At 35.2% G+C, this 24,570-nt stretch carries 26 protein-coding genes and 1 pseudogene; 13 read left to right on the top strand and 14 right to left on the bottom strand.

The genetic code is table 11. The features are described 5' to 3' along the window. Positions 1 to 13 precede the first annotated feature (13 nt). From AC3IS5_RS07370 to AC3IS5_RS07340, 7 genes are all read right to left on the bottom strand, one after another. Positions 14 to 3,655: a copper oxidase gene (locus AC3IS5_RS07370; protein WP_489427208.1), complete on the bottom strand. Its 3,642-nt coding sequence runs from the start codon at positions 3,653 to 3,655 to the stop codon at positions 14 to 16. Between the two features lie 19 nt (positions 3,656 to 3,674). Beyond that, complete coding sequence (locus AC3IS5_RS07365) at positions 3,675 to 3,965, bottom strand: hypothetical protein (RefSeq protein WP_489427207.1); 291 nt, start codon at positions 3,963 to 3,965, stop codon at positions 3,675 to 3,677. Between the two features lie 17 nt (positions 3,966 to 3,982). After that, positions 3,983 to 4,267 (bottom strand): hypothetical protein, encoded by a 285-nt coding sequence (locus tag AC3IS5_RS07360; protein WP_489427834.1) that lies wholly within the window; start codon positions 4,265 to 4,267, stop codon positions 3,983 to 3,985. After that, positions 4,236 to 5,027: a hypothetical protein gene (locus tag AC3IS5_RS07355; protein ID WP_489427206.1), complete on the bottom strand. Its 792-nt coding sequence runs from the start codon at positions 5,025 to 5,027 to the stop codon at positions 4,236 to 4,238. Before AC3IS5_RS07355 ends, AC3IS5_RS07360 begins: the two co-directional genes overlap by 32 nt. A 58-nt stretch (positions 5,028 to 5,085) precedes the next feature. Continuing rightward, positions 5,086 to 5,664 carry an SCO family protein gene (locus tag AC3IS5_RS07350; RefSeq protein ID WP_489427205.1) on the bottom strand — a complete coding sequence of 193 codons (579 nt, stop codon included), beginning with the start codon at positions 5,662 to 5,664 and terminating at the stop codon, positions 5,086 to 5,088. Positions 5,665 to 5,798: 134 nt separating this feature from the next. Next, positions 5,799 to 6,182 carry a hypothetical protein gene (locus AC3IS5_RS07345; RefSeq protein WP_489427204.1) on the bottom strand — a complete coding sequence of 128 codons (384 nt, stop codon included), beginning with the start codon at positions 6,180 to 6,182 and terminating at the stop codon, positions 5,799 to 5,801. Between the two features lie 85 nt (positions 6,183 to 6,267). Then, a complete protein-coding gene (locus tag AC3IS5_RS07340; protein WP_489427203.1) occupies positions 6,268 to 6,687 on the bottom strand; it encodes a hypothetical protein in 420 nt (139 codons plus the stop codon). A gap of 145 nt (positions 6,688 to 6,832) precedes the next feature. Here AC3IS5_RS07340 and AC3IS5_RS07335 point away from each other — a divergent pair, with 145 nt between their 5' ends. From AC3IS5_RS07335 to AC3IS5_RS07315, 5 genes and pseudogenes are all read left to right on the top strand, one after another. Next, positions 6,833 to 8,869 carry a PKD domain-containing protein gene (locus AC3IS5_RS07335; protein ID WP_489427202.1) on the top strand — a complete coding sequence of 679 codons (2,037 nt, stop codon included), beginning with the start codon at positions 6,833 to 6,835 and terminating at the stop codon, positions 8,867 to 8,869. Between the two features lie 60 nt (positions 8,870 to 8,929). After that, a complete protein-coding gene (locus tag AC3IS5_RS07330; protein WP_489427201.1) occupies positions 8,930 to 9,547 on the top strand; it encodes a collagen-like triple helix repeat-containing protein in 618 nt (205 codons plus the stop codon). A 149-nt stretch (positions 9,548 to 9,696) separates the two neighbouring features. Beyond that, positions 9,697 to 10,102, top strand: a pseudogene (locus AC3IS5_RS07325) (DUF2935 domain-containing protein); the annotation flags it as partial. A gap of 80 nt (positions 10,103 to 10,182) precedes the next feature. Further along, positions 10,183 to 10,401 (top strand): hypothetical protein, encoded by a 219-nt coding sequence (locus AC3IS5_RS07320; protein ID WP_489427200.1) that lies wholly within the window; start codon positions 10,183 to 10,185, stop codon positions 10,399 to 10,401. Positions 10,402 to 10,577: 176 nt separating this feature from the next. Continuing rightward, on the top strand, positions 10,578 to 10,730 hold the full coding sequence (locus AC3IS5_RS07315; RefSeq protein WP_489427833.1) for a DUF3949 domain-containing protein: 153 nt from the start codon (positions 10,578 to 10,580) through the stop codon (positions 10,728 to 10,730). Between the two features lie 189 nt (positions 10,731 to 10,919). Here the strand turns inward: AC3IS5_RS07315 and AC3IS5_RS07310 are convergent, their stop codons facing one another. Continuing rightward, on the bottom strand, positions 10,920 to 11,699 hold the full coding sequence (locus AC3IS5_RS07310; RefSeq protein WP_489427199.1) for a YqhG family protein: 780 nt from the start codon (positions 11,697 to 11,699) through the stop codon (positions 10,920 to 10,922). A gap of 72 nt (positions 11,700 to 11,771) precedes the next feature. Beyond that, on the bottom strand, positions 11,772 to 13,304 hold the full coding sequence (locus AC3IS5_RS07305) for a DEAD/DEAH box helicase (RefSeq protein WP_489427198.1): 1,533 nt from the start codon (positions 13,302 to 13,304) through the stop codon (positions 11,772 to 11,774). 258 nt (positions 13,305 to 13,562) lie between these two features. On the opposite strand from AC3IS5_RS07305, the gene AC3IS5_RS07300 reads away from it, so the two are divergent. From AC3IS5_RS07300 to AC3IS5_RS07280, 5 genes are all read left to right on the top strand, one after another. Then, the gene (locus tag AC3IS5_RS07300) at positions 13,563 to 14,183 is read left to right on the top strand and encodes a VanZ family protein (protein ID WP_489427197.1); all 621 of its coding nucleotides are present in this window, start codon (positions 13,563 to 13,565) and stop codon (positions 14,181 to 14,183) included. A 159-nt stretch (positions 14,184 to 14,342) separates the two neighbouring features. Further along, positions 14,343 to 14,768, top strand: a complete 426-nt coding sequence (locus AC3IS5_RS07295; RefSeq protein ID WP_489427196.1) for a YugN family protein — start codon at positions 14,343 to 14,345, stop codon at positions 14,766 to 14,768. 137 nt (positions 14,769 to 14,905) lie between these two features. Next, complete coding sequence (locus AC3IS5_RS07290) at positions 14,906 to 16,003, top strand: GerAB/ArcD/ProY family transporter (RefSeq protein ID WP_489427195.1); 1,098 nt, start codon at positions 14,906 to 14,908, stop codon at positions 16,001 to 16,003. A 24-nt stretch (positions 16,004 to 16,027) separates the two neighbouring features. Next, the gene (locus AC3IS5_RS07285; RefSeq protein ID WP_489427194.1) at positions 16,028 to 17,485 is read left to right on the top strand and encodes a spore germination protein; all 1,458 of its coding nucleotides are present in this window, start codon (positions 16,028 to 16,030) and stop codon (positions 17,483 to 17,485) included. Continuing rightward, on the top strand, positions 17,478 to 18,629 hold the full coding sequence (locus AC3IS5_RS07280) for a Ger(x)C family spore germination protein (protein ID WP_489427193.1): 1,152 nt from the start codon (positions 17,478 to 17,480) through the stop codon (positions 18,627 to 18,629). The genes AC3IS5_RS07285 and AC3IS5_RS07280 overlap by 8 nt, the downstream gene beginning before the upstream one ends. 356 nt (positions 18,630 to 18,985) lie before the next feature. Here the strand turns inward: AC3IS5_RS07280 and AC3IS5_RS07275 are convergent, their stop codons facing one another. Together AC3IS5_RS07275 and AC3IS5_RS07270 are read right to left on the bottom strand one after the other, a co-directional pair. Continuing rightward, positions 18,986 to 20,101, bottom strand: a complete 1,116-nt coding sequence (locus tag AC3IS5_RS07275; protein WP_489427832.1) for a PRK06851 family protein — start codon at positions 20,099 to 20,101, stop codon at positions 18,986 to 18,988. Positions 20,102 to 20,366: 265 nt separating this feature from the next. After that, positions 20,367 to 20,876 (bottom strand): YfiT family bacillithiol transferase, encoded by a 510-nt coding sequence (locus AC3IS5_RS07270; RefSeq protein WP_489427831.1) that lies wholly within the window; start codon positions 20,874 to 20,876, stop codon positions 20,367 to 20,369. 151 nt (positions 20,877 to 21,027) lie between these two features. Here AC3IS5_RS07270 and AC3IS5_RS07265 point away from each other — a divergent pair, with 151 nt between their 5' ends. Continuing rightward, positions 21,028 to 21,585, top strand: a complete 558-nt coding sequence (locus AC3IS5_RS07265) for an AAA family ATPase (protein WP_489427192.1) — start codon at positions 21,028 to 21,030, stop codon at positions 21,583 to 21,585. 304 nt (positions 21,586 to 21,889) lie between these two features. Next, complete coding sequence (locus AC3IS5_RS07260) at positions 21,890 to 22,312, top strand: hypothetical protein (protein WP_489427191.1); 423 nt, start codon at positions 21,890 to 21,892, stop codon at positions 22,310 to 22,312. 89 nt (positions 22,313 to 22,401) lie between these two features. Here AC3IS5_RS07260 and AC3IS5_RS07255 read toward each other — a convergent pair whose 3' ends face one another. From AC3IS5_RS07255 to AC3IS5_RS07245, 3 genes are all read right to left on the bottom strand, one after another. Beyond that, positions 22,402 to 23,016, bottom strand: a complete 615-nt coding sequence (locus AC3IS5_RS07255) for a hypothetical protein (protein ID WP_489427190.1) — start codon at positions 23,014 to 23,016, stop codon at positions 22,402 to 22,404. Between the two features lie 37 nt (positions 23,017 to 23,053). Then, positions 23,054 to 23,254 carry a cysteine-rich CWC family protein gene (locus tag AC3IS5_RS07250; RefSeq protein WP_489427189.1) on the bottom strand — a complete coding sequence of 67 codons (201 nt, stop codon included), beginning with the start codon at positions 23,252 to 23,254 and terminating at the stop codon, positions 23,054 to 23,056. A gap of 223 nt (positions 23,255 to 23,477) precedes the next feature. Next, positions 23,478 to 23,867: a hypothetical protein gene (locus AC3IS5_RS07245; RefSeq protein ID WP_489427188.1), complete on the bottom strand. Its 390-nt coding sequence runs from the start codon at positions 23,865 to 23,867 to the stop codon at positions 23,478 to 23,480. Positions 23,868 to 24,138: 271 nt separating this feature from the next. Here AC3IS5_RS07245 and AC3IS5_RS07240 point away from each other — a divergent pair, with 271 nt between their 5' ends. After that, a complete protein-coding gene (locus AC3IS5_RS07240; protein WP_489427187.1) occupies positions 24,139 to 24,453 on the top strand; it encodes an antibiotic biosynthesis monooxygenase family protein in 315 nt (104 codons plus the stop codon). Positions 24,454 to 24,570 lie beyond the last annotated feature (117 nt).

Raw genomic sequence — 24,570 nt, 5'->3', positions numbered from 1 at the left:
AACCTTTCTTTACTTATTGCTCTAATGGAGGGAGGTGATTCTTTTTCTTATCTAGCACCCTCATGATTCCCCACAAACCTTGCTCTAAATCCCATCTAATATTTCCTGCACGGTACATGAAATCTCCATGAAAACCATTGTAAGCACCTGCTCCACCTAACAATTCCAAATTCCGTGTTGCACCAGCCACATTAAAACCTGCGAATGACTCTGTACGCGAATTTATATCTCTTGTATCAAAGCGCCACAGATGACCATGCAAATGGAATGTATGGGATCTTCGTCTCTCAGCTGGTGTAATTAATCGTATCGTTACCGGATCTCCTACATAACATTCGAATAGTGGGGTTGCCGGGTCATCAAAAACTTTTGAACTGAACAAATCATGAAGAAATGGATGCTGCTGATACCGGTTTATCAATCGTTCGCTTCTATAGTTAAAACCCCGTGACCCTTGATCATACGTGTCGATTAAATCTTCACTAACTTCCGGAGGAGCTAGTAAAATACCATCTATTGGATCAAAAATAACCTGATCATGTGTATCTAATAGTCTCAATCCATCATGCATGATTAAAACGAATTCCCTTATATCTGGTAGTAAGGGATTACGTAATATTACGTTTGCTCCGGTTTTGACCGGTTCCAGTGAATACGGATCCAAATATTTTGTTCCTCTGGGCTCTGCAATAAAAGCACCGAAAGCTCCTTGAGATTTGTGGTTGCGGATATCTGCCATATCCCACAGGCCACATGCCCCAACTTGAGAATCGACAAACCAACGATACGTCCGAGATTCACCTGGACCGACAGTTTGATCCCCATTGAACCCGACCGTTTCACCTGCAGAAGTTTTCACATCATAATCAATCAATTGAGGGTGTAGGGAAATGCGAAGAGACGGTGGGTAAAAAGCTTGTTCTTTGACAATTGGGTACGGATAAATTCCATCTTGAAAAGGGAATAATTCTTGCTTCAATAAACTCGTTAATGTCACTTCTACTGTATCTCCCATGTTAGCCCGAAGGATTAGAGGTTCTGGTTTTTTCTTTCCTTCTTTTATTGCTTTCATATCTTCCCATAGTGCAAAAATGATTGCACTTGGATCATGATCCCCGAATGAATTGTATTCGATGGGCGTCTGAAAAGCGACTACATTAAAACGACGGATTGGCCCTTTTATTGGAATAGATGTCGGATCTTCAGCTGGTGGTGGCTTCTTCCCTGTACATTCCGGCAAAGGTTTAGATCGTTTTAATGGTTGTGGGCGATCAGGTAATGGGATAAGGTCTGGTACCTTCTCATCAAAAGCTCGTATTAACCCCCATAACCCGTTCCACAAATCTTCTTCAGTTTCAAATGTCCATAAGTAATCTCCAGATCGTGGAATAAAGGTATCCATTGTAAATGACTCAGATATACCAATATGTTGCTGATTCTCTAACCCGGAATTCAGATCTCCACGTTCTTTTAACCACCTCAGTCCATGAACATTAAAGCTATGAGACTCTTCTTGTGCGCCTTGCAGAAGACGAATCCGGATTGTATCTCCTTCATACGCCTTCAATATTGGTGTAATAGGATCTCCTTTTACATAAGAACTGAAACTATATGCTGGATCATTGTCCTTACCTAAGCGAAATTGTAACGGCTCGTTTTTATAATTAACTCCGAATAACCCTGGGTCGTCTAATGAACCTGGAAAAGGTGGAGGACTTAGTGGTTCCCCATCTTTATTAAATAAATGGGTGAAGTCTTGCGCAAATAATACAAAATCACGATAATCAGGAGTTAATGGGTTAGTTGTCGTAATTTGCGTACCATGTTTAACTCCCTCTCCAGTTGATGGATCGAGGGTTTTAGAAAAACGTGGGTGGATAACCCCTGATCCAAAGACACCATGTTGTTGATGAGAACCCGGGAATAAATGATCATGGAAAAACCAAGCTTTTAGTTCCACATCAGCGTAATAAGAATACTGAATCGTTTGGCCAGGTAAAATTGAAGAATCATAGTTCCATCCAACATTAGCGCCATCATTTACTAGCACATCAAATTTTACAAAGTGTATATGCATACCTACTTCGTATGTCCTGGTGACGAGCTGGAATGCATCGCCGTCGAGAATATGCGGCAATCGATTCGTAAAATTAATGTGGAAACAAGTATGCGCAGTTGCATGGATGACAAGCGGTTCCGGCTCTTTTTCACCTGAACAAATATCTTTTATATCTTCGTCCAACACAAAAATCCGTCCAGTAGGATCATGCCAACCTTGCTTATTGTAAATGAGAGGTAACTCAATTAATGAAATATTAAATTCCTTGACCGGTGTATCTTTAGGACAAGGATCTGTAAATACCGCTCCTGGTCTAGGTTTCTTAATTGCTGCATTTTTTTCTAATTCAGTTAGACCCCTTCCTCCAACAATTCCAAGAGGTGGTCGCGGCGCTTTAAGTCCAACTTTTCCAGGAATGAAATTTGGGAACCCTGGTTTTTCCTTTGTCGGTTTTGATGGTGGCTCTCTATCGGGCAAGGGCATCAATGCTTTTATAGGTACACCATTCGGATAGCATTGACTTCCATCTTGTAGCGTATTGAATATCCTATTCATCCCCCACATTCCAGCGACAAAATGGGGATAAAGGTGGCAGTGAATAACCACATCTCCAAAAGAGCCTTGTAAACTACCTAAACCGTAAAGTGGCTGAATTGTGTAATGTGATTGCGGACTTATAGCTTGTGAGTCAAAAATTTCAGAAGACAAATCATTTGGATCACTAAACCATTGATGAACATGATAATGAAATACATGTGTTTCTTTTACTCCGCCGTGGAAAATTCTTATTTTTGCTGGATCTCCAACATATCCCCGTAATATCGGTGTTGATGGATCTCCAAACACCCAGGAATCATGATGAACTTCTTCTCCTTCGCAATTTGGGCAAACAACTCCTTCGGAAATCAACTGCTGACGTCTGTTTTCTGGTTCATACCGATAATTGGCCCCGTGGAACGATTCCTCTTCCTGATTGGAGAAATGATTGAGTGGGCGATTGCCGGTTAAATCATTCACTTCCATCTCATCGTGAAACATCCATACATATTCGCGAAATGAAGGTAATAATGGATGATGAATATCTGCAAACTTACCGCTGTTTAATACTTTTCCGTTCTCTGGATCTGTCCACCAGGAAAAGCGATTTTCCACACATAATGCTCCAATCAGACCATTTGAATTCGAGCCTTCTTCTCCGCTTGAGGGATTTCCTAAATCGGAAAAGAGATAGTTTCCTTCTTTCAAAACATGTAATTGGTACACGATACTTTTGAAGGGAGCTACAGTGCTATCTTTGTTTATTCCAACGTTTGCTCCATCAGATTGGCATACGTCATACTCAGCTTCTTGAAAATGGATACCTGTATTAAATGGTAATTTGTTTTCAAATAGAATTTCCACTACATCTCCTTCATTAGCACGAATTACTAATGGTTGAACGAGATCAACAGGAGAGAAAGGATTTTTTTTGACCAACTCTTTTACTTTCTGTTCATTCTCCTTTAACACGTACATCATTCCATTTGGATTATGATCACCGAAAGAGTTCAGGACTATTCTAATTGGAATCGCTACTACGTGATAACTTCTTTTCATCTGCATCATCTCTTTTCTTCTAATCTTTCAAATTAGGAATCTTGGCCCCTGTCCCTTTTTCAATATAGAACACCTCAATAGAGTCGATATGCAAAATCCAATTCTTTCCTTCCAATGCGGGAACGGACGTTGTTTGGACAAATAATTCAACCATATCGTCAACTACATTTAATATTTCTCCAATATACATATACGGAAATGATTCCGTTAAAATAAACACTCTTTTCCCTTTGTTTCTTTTAAAGTAATTAATAAGCGCTTGCTCTCGAATATCATTAATCGGCGGCTGAGATTCATCATGATGAGACATTTAGTCACCCATTTCTGTTAAGTTAATGGAAATACTAAGTCACTAGGTATTTCTGTAGAAAATGACACAATTTGCTCGAGTGGGATGCTTAAAGGGAATGGAAATTGATAAAATGGAGCATTTACCATCTTTATGATGACCGGTGATAATGTCAGGTGTCCTTCTTGTACATCTGACACCGTCCCACTGAAAATAGGGCGAAATACTTGCCCTAATAAGTTAAGCTGAACAGCTCTCGTAATGACGAGTATTTCTTGACCTAATAAACTTTTATAATCTTGAAAAGAACTTTCTTCTTTCATACTCAACTTTTCTACCTCCTCTAATTTTTGAATATAAGACGGAAAACTTGATAGACAATATTTTTCTCCACAAGGAAAATAAGCGAAAAGTAGATACAAATCGTATGTCATCTAGGGGGACGGACACCTCTGTTTTGAATCTTTGGAGTAATAATTCTTTTTTTGTTGTTTTTAATATTTTTCCGAAAACCGATTGTTCAGTTGTCACTACTTCAACCCATGTTCCATTCCAAGAATGCAAGTTTGTTCTGAGAGATTCTTCAAAAAACTGTTGAACTAATACATCTCGTTTAGTCACCGTTTCACCAAAATGGAGCATGAGCTTTTTCTGCAGTTGATTGTCATATATATGAAACTGATGTGAGTTCGAATAGGTGGGGTAACCAAAGGGGATATTTGCAGCATCAATTACGGCGTATGGGATCCAAATTCTTTTTTGTAAATTCGTAAGCATGACAAAATCTCTACCAATTGCCGTTACTTTTCCCTCCGTCGTTAGAGTTACGTTCTTCTCTGTAACCGAAGAAATTACAACTTGATGGTTTCTCTTCATCTTAAAAAACATTTTTAAGGTAAGTGTTTTACGGTGGGGTTCATATAAATTGACCATTTTAAACATATTTTTCTGTTCGTTATATTCTGCAAGTATTCTTGTTTCTTCCTCGGATACGGCGCTTGTTGGTGATGAAAACGAAGGAGCCTTATTCGATAGCTCCGGAGCTTTCTTTTCCAGTTCAATATTCTTATACTCTTCCTTCATAAAGATTTCCTCCAAATAATATTTCAAAAAAAGACGATTATGAAAAACGGCATGTTATTTATTTGAGTAGTTCTTGGAAATGATCTGCAATTTTTTTGATTTCTACTTGCTTTCCTCCTACTGCCATATCGTGATGGGCTCGTATATTATCATTTGAATCCAATACATACATAGATGTGGAATGAGTAAGAAATCCATCTTCATTTTTCTTGTAGGAAAAATTGAAATACTTAGTAAATTCGTATGTCTCCTTTTCTGTACCTCTTAAAAACAACCAATTTGGGCTATTAATATCAAAGGCTTCCCTATACTTAATAATTGTATCTTTCGTATCATATTCAGGATCCACCGTAACAGATATGATAAAGTACTCATTTTGGGATATTCCTCTTTTCTCCATTTCCTTCTGTAAATCTTTTAGATCCCACATCGTAGTAGGGCAAACATCGGGGCAGTTGGTAAAGAAAAAAGTGATGAGTTTCGGTTTATCTTGGATGAGTATTTCTTTCCCACTCACTTCAGAAAGTGGCCACTCCTCCACAGCTCCAATATAAGGTAATTCAATTGCACGAGGCCATAGAAGGTAAATAGCTATAAAAAAAATGATTAGCATTAGTAAAGTACTGATTTTTTTCAATAAATCCCTCCTTTTTTATAGCGCGTAACAAAATGAATATGATTTAGTTTCACTTTGATAGCTGATTTCCAAGCATACGGAGTACAATGGTTAGTATTGAAACTGATACTTATCTATTTGAGGTAAAAACCTTCCTACACTTTTATCGAATAACGTATGAAAAAACTAACGACTCCGTGTAATGAAGTAACAAGAAATGCAATAACATACATATTTGTCGCAATCAATGCTTCTGACTCCATTGGGATATTACATAGTGCGGGATTTTGCAATACAGCTCCTAACATCATTCCCATTATTCCGCCCATCGTTCCGTTATAAATACCGTTTAGGGTTGCAGGTGCTTTAATAATAGAACCGAACCTCCAACCGATAAATATCCCTGCTAAGATAGGGATAAGAAAAGTAACCTTCTGATTTTCAGGTAACAATAATTCAAGATAAAGTGATAGGGTAAATGAAGAAATTGTCGTTATCGCCATACACATCGTCTTCGTAAACCGATCATCAAATAACAAGCTCTTCTTCCTGAATATACGATAAATAAAAATCATTTCGCCCAAATTCCATATGAGCAGTATCATGATGAGTAGCAAGATTACTTCACGACCTTTTAATCGAAATTGAAATCGTACATAAACTGATTGCAAAAAAAATGTGAATACACCAGACAAACATGGATGGCATTTCGATTACTGTTCCGATCATCGGTGCCATAAGTCCAACAACTATTCCATTTGTTAAGCCTGTCACAAAAGTTTGGTAATCGAATAGTAGTCCAAATATTGCTCCCACTACTAATCCTGCTAATGTTGAAATCACAGTAATTAACGTAAAATGAAACGGAAATTGAAGAATGAGTACTACACCTGAAAGTAAAGCAATCATCCCGCCCATCACCATGCTAATGTTCATTCCCAAATGAAAACCGATAATTTTCTTGACTCTCCGTAAATACATATAAAAACCAAAAAATATGCATATGTCCAAATATACTAGAAGTAAGATTGTAGTCTTATCCATGGTTCCACCTCAATATAAGTTATGGAATACTCAGTGCAATGGCAACTTGTCTAAGGTATATATCCAATCTTACGCCATTCATGCCCAATCTCTTAAAATCAATTGTACATATATTATTATCAGGTTTATTTTGAGGAGGTATTTCATGAAGGTTGGACCGATTAATGCGTTTGATGGTTTTCCTGTTTGGTATAAAGATGAAAATGGTGTGCGTCTTCAATTAAATGTTGACCCAAATGACCCATTTTCTGGAATAGCTCCAACAGACTTACCTAATCCAACACAGCCCATATCTTTTCCCGACAATTATCCGGAAGAAGCTTTTTATATGCAGGCAGAGGCGGAAATGACGACAGGGACAGGCGAGAGGGCTCGACTTGTTTTAGCATTGGAGGCTGCATTTGTAAATGGTGTGCCGAAAGACAATGAACAAATTGTATTTGGAAGAGTGCGCATTCGAGTTGCTGGACTGCAACCGAAGGCAGAATATACTGTAACACACCCGTATGGAGTCGATACATTCATTGCGGAGCCGGATGGGGATGGCTCTGCAGAAATCAATTTCACAGAGGATATCGGAGGGTTAAATGGTGGAGACTTTGATCTTGCACTGAATAGTCGTGTGCACCCATTCTTAATATGGGATCCAACTGTAGCACCAGCTGTACCAGAAGGGTATATCGGTAACCCCACTGTATTACATCCAATTGTGGGAAGTTTGTTCACGGATCGATTTGGGCAATCTCAAAACTATTTTAGAATTGAAGGTCCTGGAATCGGAATCGGTTCGCCGGATCGTTCTACTACACCTGGAATTAACGGAGATAACTGTATTGAAACGAGAAGCTTTACCCTATTGGGCAAAATTTCAACAATTTCCGGAGTCGATGTACAAAGGGCGACCTACACAAGAACTGAAAGTGGTAGTGGATTAATTGATGTATTCGCTACTTCGGATGATACTCCACAAACTATTAATATAACGGGTTCTGGAATAGATGCTACAACATTACAAGGTATCAATGGAAAGTACTTTGCTCGTGTTCGATTTATTGGTGAATTACCTACTCCAGTTACAATAACGAATTTGAGCGACATTCCTCCAAGCATTAAAGAAGCAGTACCCGTTGACTTCATTACCGCATCCGTTAACTACGACACGGATACATCAAGCATTACAATTCAAGCTACATCGAGTGATACATTTGGCACCCCTACTTTATCAGTGGAAGATTTTGGGGTTGGCGATCTACTAATCCCACCAGATGGGATACTCACTTCGAGCTTACCATTCGCACCCGCCAATGTTACTATCCTTTCTACTGCCGGAGGAACAAGTACGATACCAGTAACCGTTTCAGGTTCTCCAGATACACCTGTATCTGTTATCGCCAATGCAGGTGAGGATAAAACTGTAATTTTCAATACTACGGTCACACTTAACGGCACGAATTCAACAGGTCCTATTACAACTTTTAGCTGGATTCAAATTTCTGGCATACCCGTTACTCTAAGCGACAGTAATAGTGCAACACCATTTTTCACAGCACCAAATATAACAACAACCCTTATTTTCCAATTAACAGTTGACGGTGAAGGAGGACCATCTACTGATACGGTGAACTTCACGGTTATCGAGTCTGCGCAAGCACCAGTTGCAAATGCCGGACCTAATCAAGTTGTTTCACAAGGAAGTATTGTAACATTGGCAGGTAGTGCTACAGGTGACGTCACTAGTTATCAATGGGAACAAATCACGGGACTACCAGTTCAAATAAACAATTCGAATGCAGCTATGGCCACGTTTACATTCCCTACACAGCCCACAACTCTTACTTTTCGATTAACTGTTCGTGGACCTGGAGGAACTTCGTCTGATGAAATCACAGTAGCATCTATCCCTCAAAATTTGACGGTCACCCTATCGCAATTCAGAATACGAGATGCTGAATGGCGGATTCAAGGAACATCAGATGTACTTGGACCTGGTGTTATAATTTCTATTTTTATAGGGAATCAGTTAGGTAGCAACTTACTCGCCCAAGTTCCCGTAGATGAACTTGGTGAATGGAAGTACCGCATAGAAAATTCTTCAAAACAACCAGATGCAACGAGAGTTATTTCCATCCAATCCAGTTCAGGAGGATCACTTCTGAATATACCAATTAGTATTCGTAACTAATAAGAGTAGATGAACAAGGCCTTTCAAAATCGGAATTTTTTGAGATAAGGAGGTGATATCATGAATCGCTGTTCAAAGTGTAATGAATTTATTTGTAATTGCGAGCATGAGTGCCCAAGAAATAGAGGACCTCGTGGCTATCAAGGACCTACAGGACAACAAGGTGAACCTGGGCCATGCGGCGACCGAGGGCCAATAGGACCAAGAGGTTATCAAGGTCTTCCTGGAGTACCAGGTGAACCTGGACCAAAAGGAGACCAAGGTCTTCCTGGAGTACCAGGTGAACCTGGAACATTAAATGTAGCCTACGGATTTGCATATACTGATCTAGAAGAATCGGTATCAGGAAATGTAATTTTTAATAAACCAGGCCCTTTGCAAGATGTTAGTATCATTCGTCAAGGGTTACAGATAGAAAAAACAGGGATTTATCAAATTAACTATGCGGTCAATTTAATTGCAAAAGCATTCACCTGTACCCCATCAAGATTTTGGATTGAAATCAACAATACCATTAAATTAGATTCATCTTACAGAGAATCCATTACATCTAATGCACTAACTTCAACCAACTTGTTTTCATTAGTGGAAGGTGATGTTGTTCAGCTATTTGCTGAATTACAAGAACAATTCAGTTACAAATTAGCATCATTACAAGTTATCCAGATCGGACAATAAAACCAAATAATAAAAGCCTCTACATATATTCGGTAAACGGATGAGAGGCTTTTTCTATGTTGTAAAAAAACATATTTTTAGTTTGAAGCTTGGACTAACTGTAAAACTTTCATTAATTAACCTCTTATCGCATATAATAAGTGATTAAGGAATTGAATACAGGAAAGCTAAGACCATTACCCGAAATCATTATTAAAGAAAATGGATTTTACCTGAAGATAATGGCGGACCATTCAAAGTTTATAGGTCATTTGTTAGATCCGTCCGAAAGAAAACTAGTCGAACAAGCAAGAGAATTCAGTAATGATTTGATCAGCTTCTTTTCCAAGCACAAGATTTGGATCATATGCTCCCTCAATCATAAACTTTGCCATTATTGGACCTGTTTCTTGATCAAAACCGCGTATCAGTTATATCACTACGTGAATTCAAGAAGCTTGTAAAATCAATAGTAATATCCCGGCACTTCTTGCGGATCACGTATTTCGTGAAGCCGATCATTTTCTTCATATTTTTGATGCGTTTGATGAACACCTTACTGCACAACAAAAATAAACTAGTAGTAACAATTAATGAACTAATTTGGTGACTTTACCGTTTGGAATAAAAGTTTAATATTAAGGAGATATTAGTAGATGTATAATGTTCATTTTTATGAAAACAATACTTTAGTATTAAATCAGTGTTTAAGAATCATTCCCTCAGTCGACGAGAACATTAAAATTAAAGGCCGTAAAGGAAAAGTTGTTGATGTGATAACAATGGATAAAAACAAAATCCATGTCCATGTGATTTTTGAAAAAGTTAAGAAAAATCAACCTTTAACAAAAGATAATGGGAAGAAAAGAAAATAATCTTTCTCCACTAAGAGTCTTCTTTTTTGTTCACGATTTAAAAAATACTAATGCACTCTACTATCCTTTAATTATGTATGGGTTGGAGTAGAAATTGTTCGTATGCTTAGTACCACCGTCACCGACACAAATGATATTCCGTATCTCCACAATCGTCCCATTAGTTCAAGAAGAAAATAAAGGAATTGGGTTTAACGAAAGATGAATACCATGAGAAGATGAGTTTCGAAACGCAAGTGTTAACTTTTAATGCACAAGGAAATTTATTGTTTTTGGGAGCAAACCTTTTCTCTACACTTTTGTATAATTGGAAGCAACGAAAGAATTGAACATTCAATTCGAAATTTAGAGCTTAATAAAATGGGTTAGCTTTTCTTAACTTTCCTATCCTTCTATCTTCACTCAAAAAAGTACATTACTTCAAATTCTTAGTAATGTACTTTCATTTATATTACTTGCGGTTTTAAACGCAGTTTTCACATCAACTCTTAGCATGGTACTAAAAGTCATCAGCATAATCATTTCAAATAAAACAATCCACCATTAATTACTTCGATTTTAATTCTAGGGTCATATTGTTCCTCTAGTGCTTGCTTCTCCATCTCGTAACTTTCCGGCTTATCCTCAACCCCATCATAAAAGTACTCTAATACTTGTTGTGCCTTTTGCCATCTTTTGTTCGCTTCTTCAGCCCAAGTATGGTCATCTTGTTGAACGATATTTTCTATTGCTACATTTAAGCGTTCTAAAGCTCTAATCGGTTTTATAATATAAGGCAGCTCAAATGCATTTTCCGGCATAGCTGTTACTAATTCCACTTCACTTAATGATTCTTGGAAACCATCTAAAAGTTGGCCTGTCATTAGATTTAAGCCAAAAGAATATAGCATTTCTTTTGTTTGATCGCTGTAATATGACACTTTATAATTTACAGCAAGCCATGGGGTTAAAATGGTTTTTGTTTCAAGATAATTTACATTCTCAAACATTTGTACAAATGCCCCTAACTCTTTGGTTGCTTGAAACAATTGATTGAGTCGAGGAGAACCAAAATGTACAATTTCTCCTTTAATATTGCCATCAAGCTTCGTTTGATCTGTAATTAAAGTTAATTGTGCCGGACATGGTACACCGTTCGTGCTTTCTAAATATCTCCAATAGAAAGGACGGTTCATAATCCGTTTATCCATATCAATCGTTAATTGCACAGTAATGAAATGGTCACTTTCATTTACAATATGACAATCGTTCTCTAGAAAAAAACTTCGCAAGTAACCATGAACTTGTTGTGGGAACATGTAAACCCTCCTCTGTATACACCTGACGCTTCGTTTTTGGGCGAAAAACATTTACCACTGTTACTTTTTATCTTAAATGGACTTTTTTAAAGCTGATAAAATGTCATCTAATTCTCCGACTACTTTTTCAAAGACATCAATTTTAACGTAGAGCATGTCCAATATATCTTTTTCAATGGTGTTATCTGTCACTAAATTATAAATTTGAACGTCATGTTCTTGTCCTAAACGATGGACACGGCCAATTCGTTGCTCTAACTTCATCGGGTTCCAAGGTAAATCATAGTTTATGACATGATGACAGAATTGCAGGTTTATACCTTCCCCTCCTGCTTCTGTTGCAATTAGGACTTGTGCATGTTCCTTGAATAAGTGCTTCATGTAATCACGTTTATTTTTCTTGAATTTCCCATTAAAAAGAACGCTTGTAATACCTTTTGAATTTAAATACCACTGCAAATAAGCTTGACTTGCTCGGTATTCAGTAAAGATAATGACTTTGTCAGTTGTCTTAGAAATAATCTCATACGTCTTCTCCGCTTTCGAGTTTACTTCCAATGCCATAAGCTTTTGAATGACTCCTTCAACGTAATCTTCCTCTTCTTGGTCACCACAATTTTGACGCATATTATTTAAGGTTAAGTAAGTAGCTTCCTTGCTACTACACATTTCCTTCTGCAAAGTAATCATTGAAAAAGCGCCCGAAAAAGCAGAAGAAACATCTTTTAAATCCAAAATCAAATTGTAAACTTCTCTTTCTTCATCTGTAAATTGAATCGGGATTATCTGCACTTGTCGATTTGTCCATTCAATCCCTGTATCCTGTCTTCTATTTCTAACCATCACTTGATTAACTAATTCTCTTAAATACTCATCATGTTCTAAATTGTGTTTGCTTGCTGAAAAAGAGGACTGAAACATTTCGTAATTACCTAGATGCCCAGGTTTTAATAAAGAAATGAGATAAAACAATTCAAATACATCATTTTGAATTGGCGTAGCAGTTAATAATAAACAAAACTTTTTCTTTAAACTTTGGACAAACTCGTAGATTTTTGTTTTATGATTTTTTAATTTGTGTGCCTCATCAATAATAATCATGTCATAATCTTGAGCATATATTGCTTCTCGATGTGGACTCTTTTTAGCCGTATCCATACTCATGACTACTATATCGTATTGATCTAACTGAATATTTTTTCTATATGCAATTACAGGAATATAAAATTTATAATTTAATTCTTCTACCCATTGATTGATAAGAGAAGCTGGAGCCAATATTAATGCTTTTTTTACAAGCCCTCTTATTAGATATTCTTTCAGTATGAGACCTGCTTCTATCGTTTTACCAAGACCCACTTCGTCTGCAAGAATCGCTTTTCCATTCATCCTCTCGATAACTGTTTCAGCTGCTTCTAATTGATGAGTAAGGGGTGTTAAGTTAGGTAAGTATTTTGGAGATTGGAGACCAGAAAATTCTGTAATAAGGTTTGTTTTCACTACGTCGTAACTCATATTGTAGAGTTTCCAACTATCCCATTCACCATCACTCTCTAGCTTGTTTATGAAGTCTTCTTCCCACTTAGACGACCTTTCAATAATCATGATCATCACCTCTTGAGATTTTTTCTTACATTATGTTGTCCCAAAAAGAAATACCTATGATTATTTATTTAAAAATAAACTCTTTTTAGCTTATTGAAATGAAAAAAGAAGATAACCAGCTTGAATCTTCATAATCGAAATCGAGTGTTTTTCCGTATATTTCATGGTATTAGCGATTTACAAAACACGAAAAAGATAAAAATTTCAAAAGAAGTTTTTATAGTATAATATTCTTATCTATTCAACGAAGGAGGAACTATGAGCTTAATTTTGATGTATATATTAAATATGATTGGCTATATGCTTGTCGCATTACCTGTAATTGTTATTATTCGACTAATACTTATCAAGAAAACTAGAAAACGTACCAACTTAGTTTATGAAGCACTTCTAATATTTTTTTTTATGTATGTAATTGGTTTAGCTTCTCAAACAATTATTCCCCAATGGGATATGGGGATTATAACTGACACAGGAAAATTCTATTTTGATCTGTATCTATCTAATTCTATCGCAACTATAAATATTATCCCTTTCCATACATTATCTCAGTACTTTTTTGAAAGTAATGCAAACGTAGATTCTTGGGACAGTGTTTCTTTACTGAATGTTACTGCTAATATGTTCTTGTTTTCACCACTTGGATTTTTTATCCCTTTACTTTGGAAGCGGTGGAGTTCTTTAATGAAAATATTCTTTTTTGGAGTTAGCACTACTTGTATTATCGAGTTCATTCAATATTTCATCGGACGTAGTACAGATATTGATGATGTTATCTTAAATACAATAGGTGTTCTGATTGGATATTTGATCTATCTATTATGCAAGAAAATTTTTATACATAAGAAATCCAAACGATTGATACATATAAAACCTTGAATCAATCCCTTCTTCAGAGAGAATTGGTTCAAAATATATCTCAAGTCTTCTCTTTCAACAGGATTATTTATCTTTTTTCAACTCTTGTTACTTTTTTGTATGAGATTCTTCATTTTGTAAAGAATAGTAATAATCTTTTTTTAACTGGAGTGAATACTAATGATAAGACTACAATCTCCTATTGAAGGTAGAAAAACTCATTTTGGATATATTCGAGATATTTTCGAGGAATATGGTTGTGACTTTTCCTCGAATTTTGAGTATGATCAAGGGCAATTTGATAGCATTTTATGGCGAGACGCTGGAGAGACGATATATTTAAGACTTCCCTTTATAGTTTTAGAGGGAGAATTAGACCACTACGAAGCTTTAATAGCATTCGGTTCCCCTTATGTCATTAAACATATTGTGAACATTGGTTTAGACCGTGATGAAAATGCATTAACTACAGTAGCTGGGATTAGTCAATTTCAAAAGCCATTGGACAAAGATGGTCATATCGAAGATAAAAGTAGGTGGGTCCAAGCCAGCGAAAATAAAATAGAGAAATTATTGTATTCTCTCGAAGAGCCTTTAAGTTCCTGATAAAATTTGCAAACTGATAGAACTACTTGAATCCAATTAATTATTCAAGTGGTTCTATTTTTTCGCACTATATTCCTTATAAACTTCCCCATAATTGGCAAAACTAATAGATACCAATAGATGTTAGAGGGTGTAATGTGAAAAACATCGGTACAATTAGTGTATTGCACGTCATATTCCTATCGATGACCGTCATCGGTTTAAAAAATCATGTAACTATTATTCCGTCGTTATTAAAAGTTGCTGGGAGAGATGGATGGGCTTCTATCATTTTAGCGACAGTAGCACTATTTCCATGGCTATTTCTCTTAGTTTATATTCATAAAAAATCCAAACAAGAGCCGATTAAAGATTGGTTAAAAAGTAAGTTAGGCAAAGTTGGCTCAACTATAGTGCTATATATTATTGCCATTTACCTCATTATTATGGCTGCTTTTACGATGAGAGAAACTTTGCAATGGATTACAACTACCTTTTTACCTAATACACCTATGTTAATTATGTTGATCATTTATACAATTCTTTGTATCTTACTTGTCACATCAAACTTACAGACCATTGCGATGATAAATGTAATGGTACTTTTCGGAGTAGTTATTTTTGGCTTTTTTGTAGCATTTACGAACATCCAAGTTAAAGAGCCTGAGTTATTGCGTCCTTTTTTTGAACACGGTTTACAACCAGTTTTCAAAGGAATGGTATATCCAGCTTCCGGTTTTATAGAGCTCGTGTTGTTCTTATTTCTTCAACATCAAATTAAAGGCAAAATTCGGTGGTACCATTTCACGATTATGCTTTTTATTTTAATGGGATTGACATTAGGGCCACTCGTTGGAGCAATCATTGAATTTGGACCAACTGAAGCTGCCAAACAAACCTATCCTGCTTTTGAAGAGTGGGGACTCATTTCAATAGGTCGTTTTATTGAACATCTTGATTTTCTTTCAATTTATCAATGGCTTACGGGTGCATTTATAAGAGTTGGATTACTACTTTATGTCGTTGTAGATATTTTCAATATGAACGGGAAGAAAAAGCGTATTTGGTTAACGTTATCTCCTGCTTTCTTCTTTATATCTTTATCATTATTCCTAATGAGTGACAGTAAGTTTCTTGAAATTAAGGGGCATTATTTATTGACTGTAACTTTTCTTTTCTTTTTAATACTATCCCTTTTCCTTGGTATTATAGCTTTCTTTTCAGGAAGAGCAGCTAAAAAGGCCCAAATAAAATAATTTTCCAGAAAGTAGTGAAGGATGATGACATCAGCTAAAAAGCCAATAGATCTTAATACCTTGAGGCAGTTATTTCAAAAGTCTGCGGATGTTCATTTTCAATCGTATACATTCAATCAACATAAAGTACACTTTATTACTTGTGATGCAATGATAGATCAACAGCTATTAAATGAAGTTATTGTCCAAAGAGTTCAAGAATTTCTATCTAACAACATCGATCAAACTTTGGATGAAGCCGTAAATACTCAATTAATAATTCCTGATTTAAAAAAAGTTGAAGATAAAGAAGATGCAATCTCACTCGTATTTACTGGATACTTACTTCTTTTCTTTGAGGACGAGCTTCTTCTATATTCAAGTAATATTGCTAAAAAACCTAATCGAAGTCCGGAAGAAACTCGAATGGAAATGGTTATTAAAGGCCCAAGAGATGACTTCATTGAAGATATTTCAGTTAATATTGCCTTAATTAGAAAGCGATTACCTACAAATTCATTATGTGTAGAAAAATTAGAATTAGGTGAACGTTCAAAAACTTCCGTAGCCATTCTCTACTTTGATGATATTGCCAATAAAGAAATATTGAGTGAGATCAAAAAAGAGTTAAATGCAGTCGATACAGATATTGTTTTTAGTGGAGACCTATTAATGGAACGCATTATTAAAAGCGGGATGCTCTTTCCACGGACCGATTATACAGGAAGGCCAGATCATGCGATTCAATCTCTGGTAAGAGGTCGTTTTATTATAATGGTGGATGGAGTAGCTTATGCTGTCATCACACCAGTGAATTTATTTTTACTCTTAAAATCTGGTGAGGATAATGAAAATACGATCATTTTCAGTTCATTTGAGCGGGTACTACGAGTGTTTAGTATATTAATCGGTTTGCTCCTGCCTGCATTTTGGCTCGCTTTAACTACTTTTCATCAAGATCAATTGCCACTACAATTACTAGCGACGGTTGTACAATTGAATACAGGACTTCCACTCCCTTCTGCTATTGAAATGCTCCTTATGCTCCTCATGTTTGAATTATTCAGAGAAGCGGGCTTACGCCTTCCCACTGCCATTGGAGGAACGATTAGCGTTGTTGGCGGATTAATTATTGGGGATGCAGCTATTCGAGCTGGTGTTACGAGTCCTGCGATGATTGTCATTATAGCGATTTCAACCATTGCAACATTTACTCTAATCAACCAATCACTTGTTACTGCAGTAAGTGTTTTACGTATTTGCTTTATAGTAGTTACCGCATTTTTGGGGTTGTTTGGTTTTTTTATGTCACTTTTCTTTACACTTTTTTACTTATCAAATATTCGAACATTTGGAGTACCATATATGAATATCTCCGCAGATTTAAGTTGGTCAACGATTAAAAAATCAATATTTAGACTTCCTCCGAAAAACTATAAAGAACGTCCAAATATGTTAGATTCTCTAGATAAAACACGGACAAAAGAGGATAAAAATGAATAAGAGAATATTGATAATTGCACTTCTCACAGCCTTACTTTCAGGTTGTTGGGATGTAGCTGAACCTGAAAGGATGCTTTATATTCATGGTGTCGGTGTGGATTTCAAAGATGGTGAATACGAAGTATATGCTCAAATTATTGATTTTTCTAATACTGCAAAAACCGAACAACCTGTTACTAATCCCATACAATCAGAAGTAGGTCATGCTAAAGGTAAAACAATTGATGAAGCAATTTTCAATCTATATCATTCCATCGATCAAAAAGTTTTTTGGGGATTCTTTTCGTTTATCATTTTCTCGGAGGAAGCATTAAAAGATGGGAGAGCAAATCCTATTATAGATAATTTTCTTCGTTATAGAGAAACCCGATATCAAATCTGGATGTACGGTACTAATGATTCTATTAAGGATATACTGTTAGCCACGCCTATTATTAATAAATCTCTTATATTATCAAAGTTGGGTGACCCAGAAAATTCATATGAACAAGAATCATTTATTAAACCCATCAATTTACGTGAGCTAATAATTGGATTAAATGAACCTAATCATGAAATTGCGATTCCATTTATATCTGTAAACAAACAATGGGCGACTGAAAAAGAAAAAACAAATACTACTGCTTTATCAGGAGTTGGACTACTCTCTCCAAAAGAATTTAAAGGGTACTTGCCTGCAGACAAAATACGTGGATTACAATGGATGACGAAAGATACAAAGCGTGGGGAAGTCACAGTCAAGATTGATTCCAATGACTCAGTAGAATTCACGGTAGTTGTAGATAAATTAAAAGTGAAAGTAAAACCAGTTGTTAGAAAGAGTGATGTAAAATTTGATATTGATTTAAAAATGAATGTCACTATTAGTGAATTTCATGGAGACGTATCGTCTGAGGAAATTCGAAAAGGGGTAATTAAAGAAGTAGAAAAAGAAATTAAAGACACATACAAAGAAGCATTAAATCAAAATACTGATATTTATCGATTATCTGAGTACTTATACCGTAATAACTTCAAAGCGTGGAAAAAATTCAAAAAAGATGGAAAATTGGAGCTCACTGAGGATTCCATACAAAATATTAACGTAAAAATTAAAAAGTTGAAATCACAGAGAAAATCATTTTCTGAGACGATTGATAAATAATAAAGTCTAATACAGCTGAAATGCCTCTATATCCATCGTTACAAATACTTAGATTTGTTAAATGTGATTAATAGGGAGACTTTCTCTTAGTGTTGTTGCTTAGCAATTAAATCTTAAAAATAATGGTTTCCCTTTTTTAAAGCAATCATGTGAGATGTTTTACGTTTTAAGCTATTGTATTATTTTCAAATTCTCATTTTTGAAGAGGATATTAAAAAAAGTTACTGGACTTCTCCAGTAACTTTTTTTTATAGATTTTTTAACATTAAAACTCAAATACTATTAATTAAGAAACTTAACCTATCTAATGCACAATTAATAGATGCTTTTATAGAATATTTCTTTTATAAAATACATTACCTACACTCATCCACAGTTGAACCTTTTACTAGCTCAACTATCGTATTTTCAATTTCTTTTTGTATACCTTCAACAATAGAGAAATCAACTGCTTCGTGATATATCGCTTCTAACTTGTCATGTGATTTTTTTGCTTCAGCTAAACTTGCTGTTCCCTCGTTCATTTTATTTCGATATCTTTTGGAAATCCCCGAAATTTGCTCTTCATAAATTTCGTCCGTTCTTGGGAAAACGGCAACATGATATAAATCAATTATTTCATCGCCTTCACGAGATGGAAAATATTCATGAGGTGCGGTACTGTCGAAAATCGCAATTCCAAGTTCTCGGAGGATGACCATATCCAAGCTATTCGGATCGAACCCGCAGTGATAGATCTCTACATCTAAGCCTCTTTCTTCAGCAGTAGAAGCTAATTTCTTCAGAAGGGTTGATTTTCCTGAACCAGGTCGGCCTTTCAAAAAGTAACGCTTCCGAATGTTTTCAGTTAGATTTGGCACATAGTCTACTGCACCTATCGGCGTAGCTGCACCTAAAAATCGATGCCGGACATCTGCTTTCTTATTTAAATGAATTTCTCCAAAAAAAGTTGCCTTTATTTCCTCAGTCAACACATTTAACTTTTCAAAATCCATATTGGCAATATAGATTTCTTCCCATTCATCATGAACTGCTAACGCTTCTGCATAAGTATGATAAGCTTGCGCATACGCTTCCTCTTTTTCATTCATCAATTGAATAATGTCATCTTTTTTGGTGCTAAGTTGTTGTGAATTCCATGCATTTCCTAGATTCACATACTCCTCAATAGCACCAGGTGCCTTAGGTTCTATGACATGCGGCTCGGTCCCATCAACTATTCCTATTTTTAATGCAGGAAAAATAACACCATCAACAGAATCTGAATCGGAAGCACAATGGATGAATTCTACATCATACCCTTTTTCCTGCCAGTCATTCGCAATATTCTTCATCAAAGTCGATTTCCCAGTCCCTGGACCACCTTTTAAAATGAAGACCTTCTCTAATCCAACAAAATTAGAATCATATAGGCTAAAGAAACCTCTTGCCGTATTTCCTCCAAAAAAATAATGTAATGCTTTTCCGCTCACCAAAAAAAATCTCCTCTCTAACTAGAAGTTTTTCTATAGATGTAAGGTATGCGAAAGAAGAGATATAGGTGAATGCCTAGTAAAGAATACTGGGGAAATTGAATTGAATAGCATATATAACCTACTTTTCAGTTACCATGTAGATTTGGTGTTGAGTTTTAAAATAAATAAACAACTGCACATTATTCCACCACAAACAAGGAGGCACTATTTTGAAAATAAGATTGTTCAAAATAGAGTCTTCTTCATTCTTGTTAAATAATTTTTATAACTCTAAAGCATTTTTTATATGAGCTAAGTGATGATTACCATGCCACGCATAAATACCAATGTTTTTCTCGAGCGATACAATACCAGAATCAGGATGGATAAATGTCCTTTTTAGTTGTTCATCAGTAAAATTTTTAATTAAATAAACCCAACGCTCATGTAAGGATTCAATGATTTTCAAAGAAGTGTCAATGGGTAATTTCGAATCTGACAACTCCGCCCATTTCTCTTCAGAATACGGTTTAATTGTTGGACTTTCTTCTGTTAATGCTAATTTAAAACGGATATAAGCATTCATATGACTATCTGCAATGTGGTGGATAATTTGTCTTATAGTCCAACTACCTTCTCTATATGTATACTCTAGTTCTACGTCACTTAAATGATCGACTACTTCCATTAATCTCATTGGTAACGTACGAATTTCATTTACCCAAGCCCTTATTTCTTCTGTTGAAATATGTTCTGTACAAAAGAATTCTCCTATAGGAAATCTTTCATTCATCATCTAGTTACTCCACCTTTTTCTCTATTTTCAAAAACTGTGTTAAATCCAATATTTGTTATATATTTTACATTTTTTACTGTACAATTAATATATCAATATTCAAGAAAAGTGATGATTCCCTTGAATTTTTAAGATTGGAGTTATGTTTATGAATAGATTAGTAATTATGACTGTTGGTAAAACTCATAGCGGTAAAACTACATTTGCAAAAGCTTTAGAAAATCAGATGTTTAACACTGTTGTCATTGATCAAGATAAGCATGCTGAATTCCTTCAAATGAATTACCAAACACTATTACCGAAACAAGGAAAGAATACAATTAAATACGCTCTGACACAAACCATTGTTAATTATGCTACTACTGAAACGAATTACCATCTTATTTTATGCAACTCAAATCGTAATCAAAAAGGACGTTTGAAGCTACTCGAACAATTCCATAGCAAAGGATTTACGAGTATTCTTGTGAGTTTTGATATTCCTGAACATGTTCTTAAAGATCGTGTTGCGAAAAGTAAGCGTGATACTTCCATACTAAGAACCGCATCAACTTTTGCTGAAGTGCTTACTCGACAGCACAATGAAACGAATCAAGATGATGTGGTCGCACCGATTGAAGGTGAGGCAGACCATTTATTTGTCATTAAAGACTCCACTGAAGTTGAAACGGTTATCCGAAAAATTGTTGATCTTGCTCAAATTTGATACAACACTTTCTTATGTCAACTATCGAAAGCGAAAATTAAGAATTTGCCAATGTTCTTTTTAGTTGTGCATCAGTAGATGTCTAAATTTATTCTGCTCTATTTATTAATTCCATGTTATCTTCAAGACAATTCCAATAGCATAAGGTTTAGTTCTTTAAATATCTTTACGTGTAGGTTCTTCATATGCTACCGTTATTGTAGCGTTCAATAATAGGTCTTAATAACGCGATCTATATCAAGGTAAGTTTCTATGTTGCGCTATTACAATAAAAAGAACAACATAAAAAGGAGAACCAGTAAATATGAGTGAACTTCATGAATTTGATTTAACATCAATTAAAGAGAATTTTAAAATAATAGACAGCTTTGTTATTGATGATGACTTTATATATTACGTTAATGATAAATTAGGTCAATCTAATAATAAAATGTATAGAGTTCCTTCGATTATTCCCTTTGAAGAAACCGAAAATACAGAAGAACCCAACGGTATAGGATTTGCCCTTACTGGGACAAGTGCATTTACTTTTCATTCTTCCGATTTACTCGTTGAAACCTTTGAACAGTGGAAAACTATTGCTGAAAAAATACCTGAAGAAATATATCATTACGATGAAGTTACCATATTTAATCGAAGCGATATTTTAATGAATCTAAATAAAGCTATAGAACTATCAAAAAAATTAAAACACAAGGAATATCACCTATACCATTATGGTATTTAAGTTACCTTTTTGATATAATGTATAAAAAACCCTTTTAAATGGTATATGATAGTAATTGCTAAATCATTTATTTTGTATCAAATTTATAGTTATTTTTTTCTACGTCTTCTGATGATTATTACAGTCAATAAAAGTACTAACATTATTAAAACACTATATAATTGTTTAATATTTGTTTCGCTTTCAGAAGGTGTTTTTTCTTGCCCCTTAATGTTTTCTAAATCTAATGTTACTTGTTCAGTAGGCTTCTGACCTTTTCCTAAAGCTTGAATATCCTCTTTCGCTCCCGATAAAGGCGCAGTTCTTGAACAAGCGTTAACTCTTAATTCTCCATTGTCCTCATTTGCATATACTAAATATTGTTCATTTAAAGAGAATTCAAAACCACAACTGACTGAACTCCTTTCTGTATAAACAATGACTTGTGTTTGGTTTACTCCTTTCCATGATTTATCTACATCAAACAGAATAGCAATGGGATCTGCAGAAGATTGTATTACATTATTTTTGTTCGTATCAACAGTTTCAATAACTTTACCAGAGAAAACTGCCGAACTACTCTTTAAAGCTTCTTTTGGAGGATCTGGCTGAGCACATGAACAAGCATAACTTTTATCAATTGGATAAATCAAAACACTAAAAAACAACATAGCTAACAAAATCACGATACGTATTTTGTTTCTTTTCACAGCCGGTTTATTCAAATTGATTCCTCTTTCTATATTTATATTACGTGAATTCTTATTTTTTCATATCAATTCCTTCTATATATGTATCTACACAGTTTTTACAAATACATTGCTTTCCCCTACTCTCTTGAGGGACTAAATCAAAAATTCCTTTAGGAAATTTCTCTATATAACACCAACATGCATTTCGACCTTCTTCGCCTGCCATGCATTTGTTTTCCTCACCACATAAAGGACATTGTTTTTCAGTCAATTTTATCACCCCCTGACTACTTCATTTAAGTACTTCTTTTAAGTAGCTACATTACTAGATTACTCAATTTTACATATTGCATATCAATATGTAATATATAAACAATATGGTTGAATATATCTTTTAAGTACTTAATTCGCTATTATTTTAAACGATTTTAGTATAAAAAACAGGATTTATATTTGCATATAAATCCTGTTTTTCTAGTTTTTTATTCAATTTCTTAACAACCTGGGAATCCCGGAGGTGCGAACCTACACCATGGCGGTCTTGGTGGCCTTGGGGGTCTCGAAGGATTTGACGGTTGAGACGGAAACGGAGGTTGCGTATTTTGGCATAGCTGACCGGCTTGAGTAATCGTTTGTATATCTCTTGAATGTAGGGGTAGTTGTTGTGGAATGCCATTAACAAATCTTGTAATCTGTACTCCACCAAAATTAGGATTAGTCATTGCATTTCCCCAATCACTAACAGAATCCAATCGAACATTACAATAAAGTTGTCCGTTGTTCATCTGGATATCCACCATAAAACCTACATATCTTGTAAGTTGAACTGGGTTCAAAAAGGTATTTATTACCACTTTATTGCCATATGGATCATAATAGAACATCTTGCCATCCCTCCTTTCTTCGTTCAATATTGTAAAATATTCTTATATACATAATTAGGAAGTTGTCCTAATTCAATTGATTAATGCACCTAATGTGGTTACTTTTTATGGGCAATTACCTTTTCGTTCTAAAAACCATGAAAGATATATATGATGCTGTGTAATGGGCATAAAATGAGTGATTAGTATTTCTGTATTTATTCCTCTTTTAAATTCACAATAGTATAATTTAATAGATAATAGAATTTTATGTATGAGGGGACTGATGAGCATGGTTCATGAATCAAAGGGTTCGCATTATGCAGTTATTTTTTCGAGCCAACGAACTGAAGGTGATAATGGTTATGGAATTATGGCAGAAAAAATGGATCAACTAGCTAGCCAACAGCCTGGTTTCTTAGGAGTAGAAAGTGTTAGGGATTCTTCAGGTTACGGCATTACCATTTCCTATTGGGATAGCTTAGAGGCAATCAGCAATTGGAAAAAGAACCAAGCACATCAAGTTGCCCAACAAAAAGGGATGAACGATTGGTATCAAAATTACAGCGTAAAGATTTGCAAAGTTGAGCGCGAGTATACTAAGTAATTTACTAGCCTTTGTATTAATTGAATTATAGAGAATTATTTAGAGTAAAGATTGATTTTATTCTAAAAGGTGATCAAAGATATATCAGCTCTACTCAAATTAAATGAAATAACTTCT

It is taken from the genome of Viridibacillus sp. KH_047 (assembly GCF_057838945.1).
Note: the sequence above shows the minus strand (reverse complement) of the source record. Positions and strands in the feature narration are given on the sequence as shown.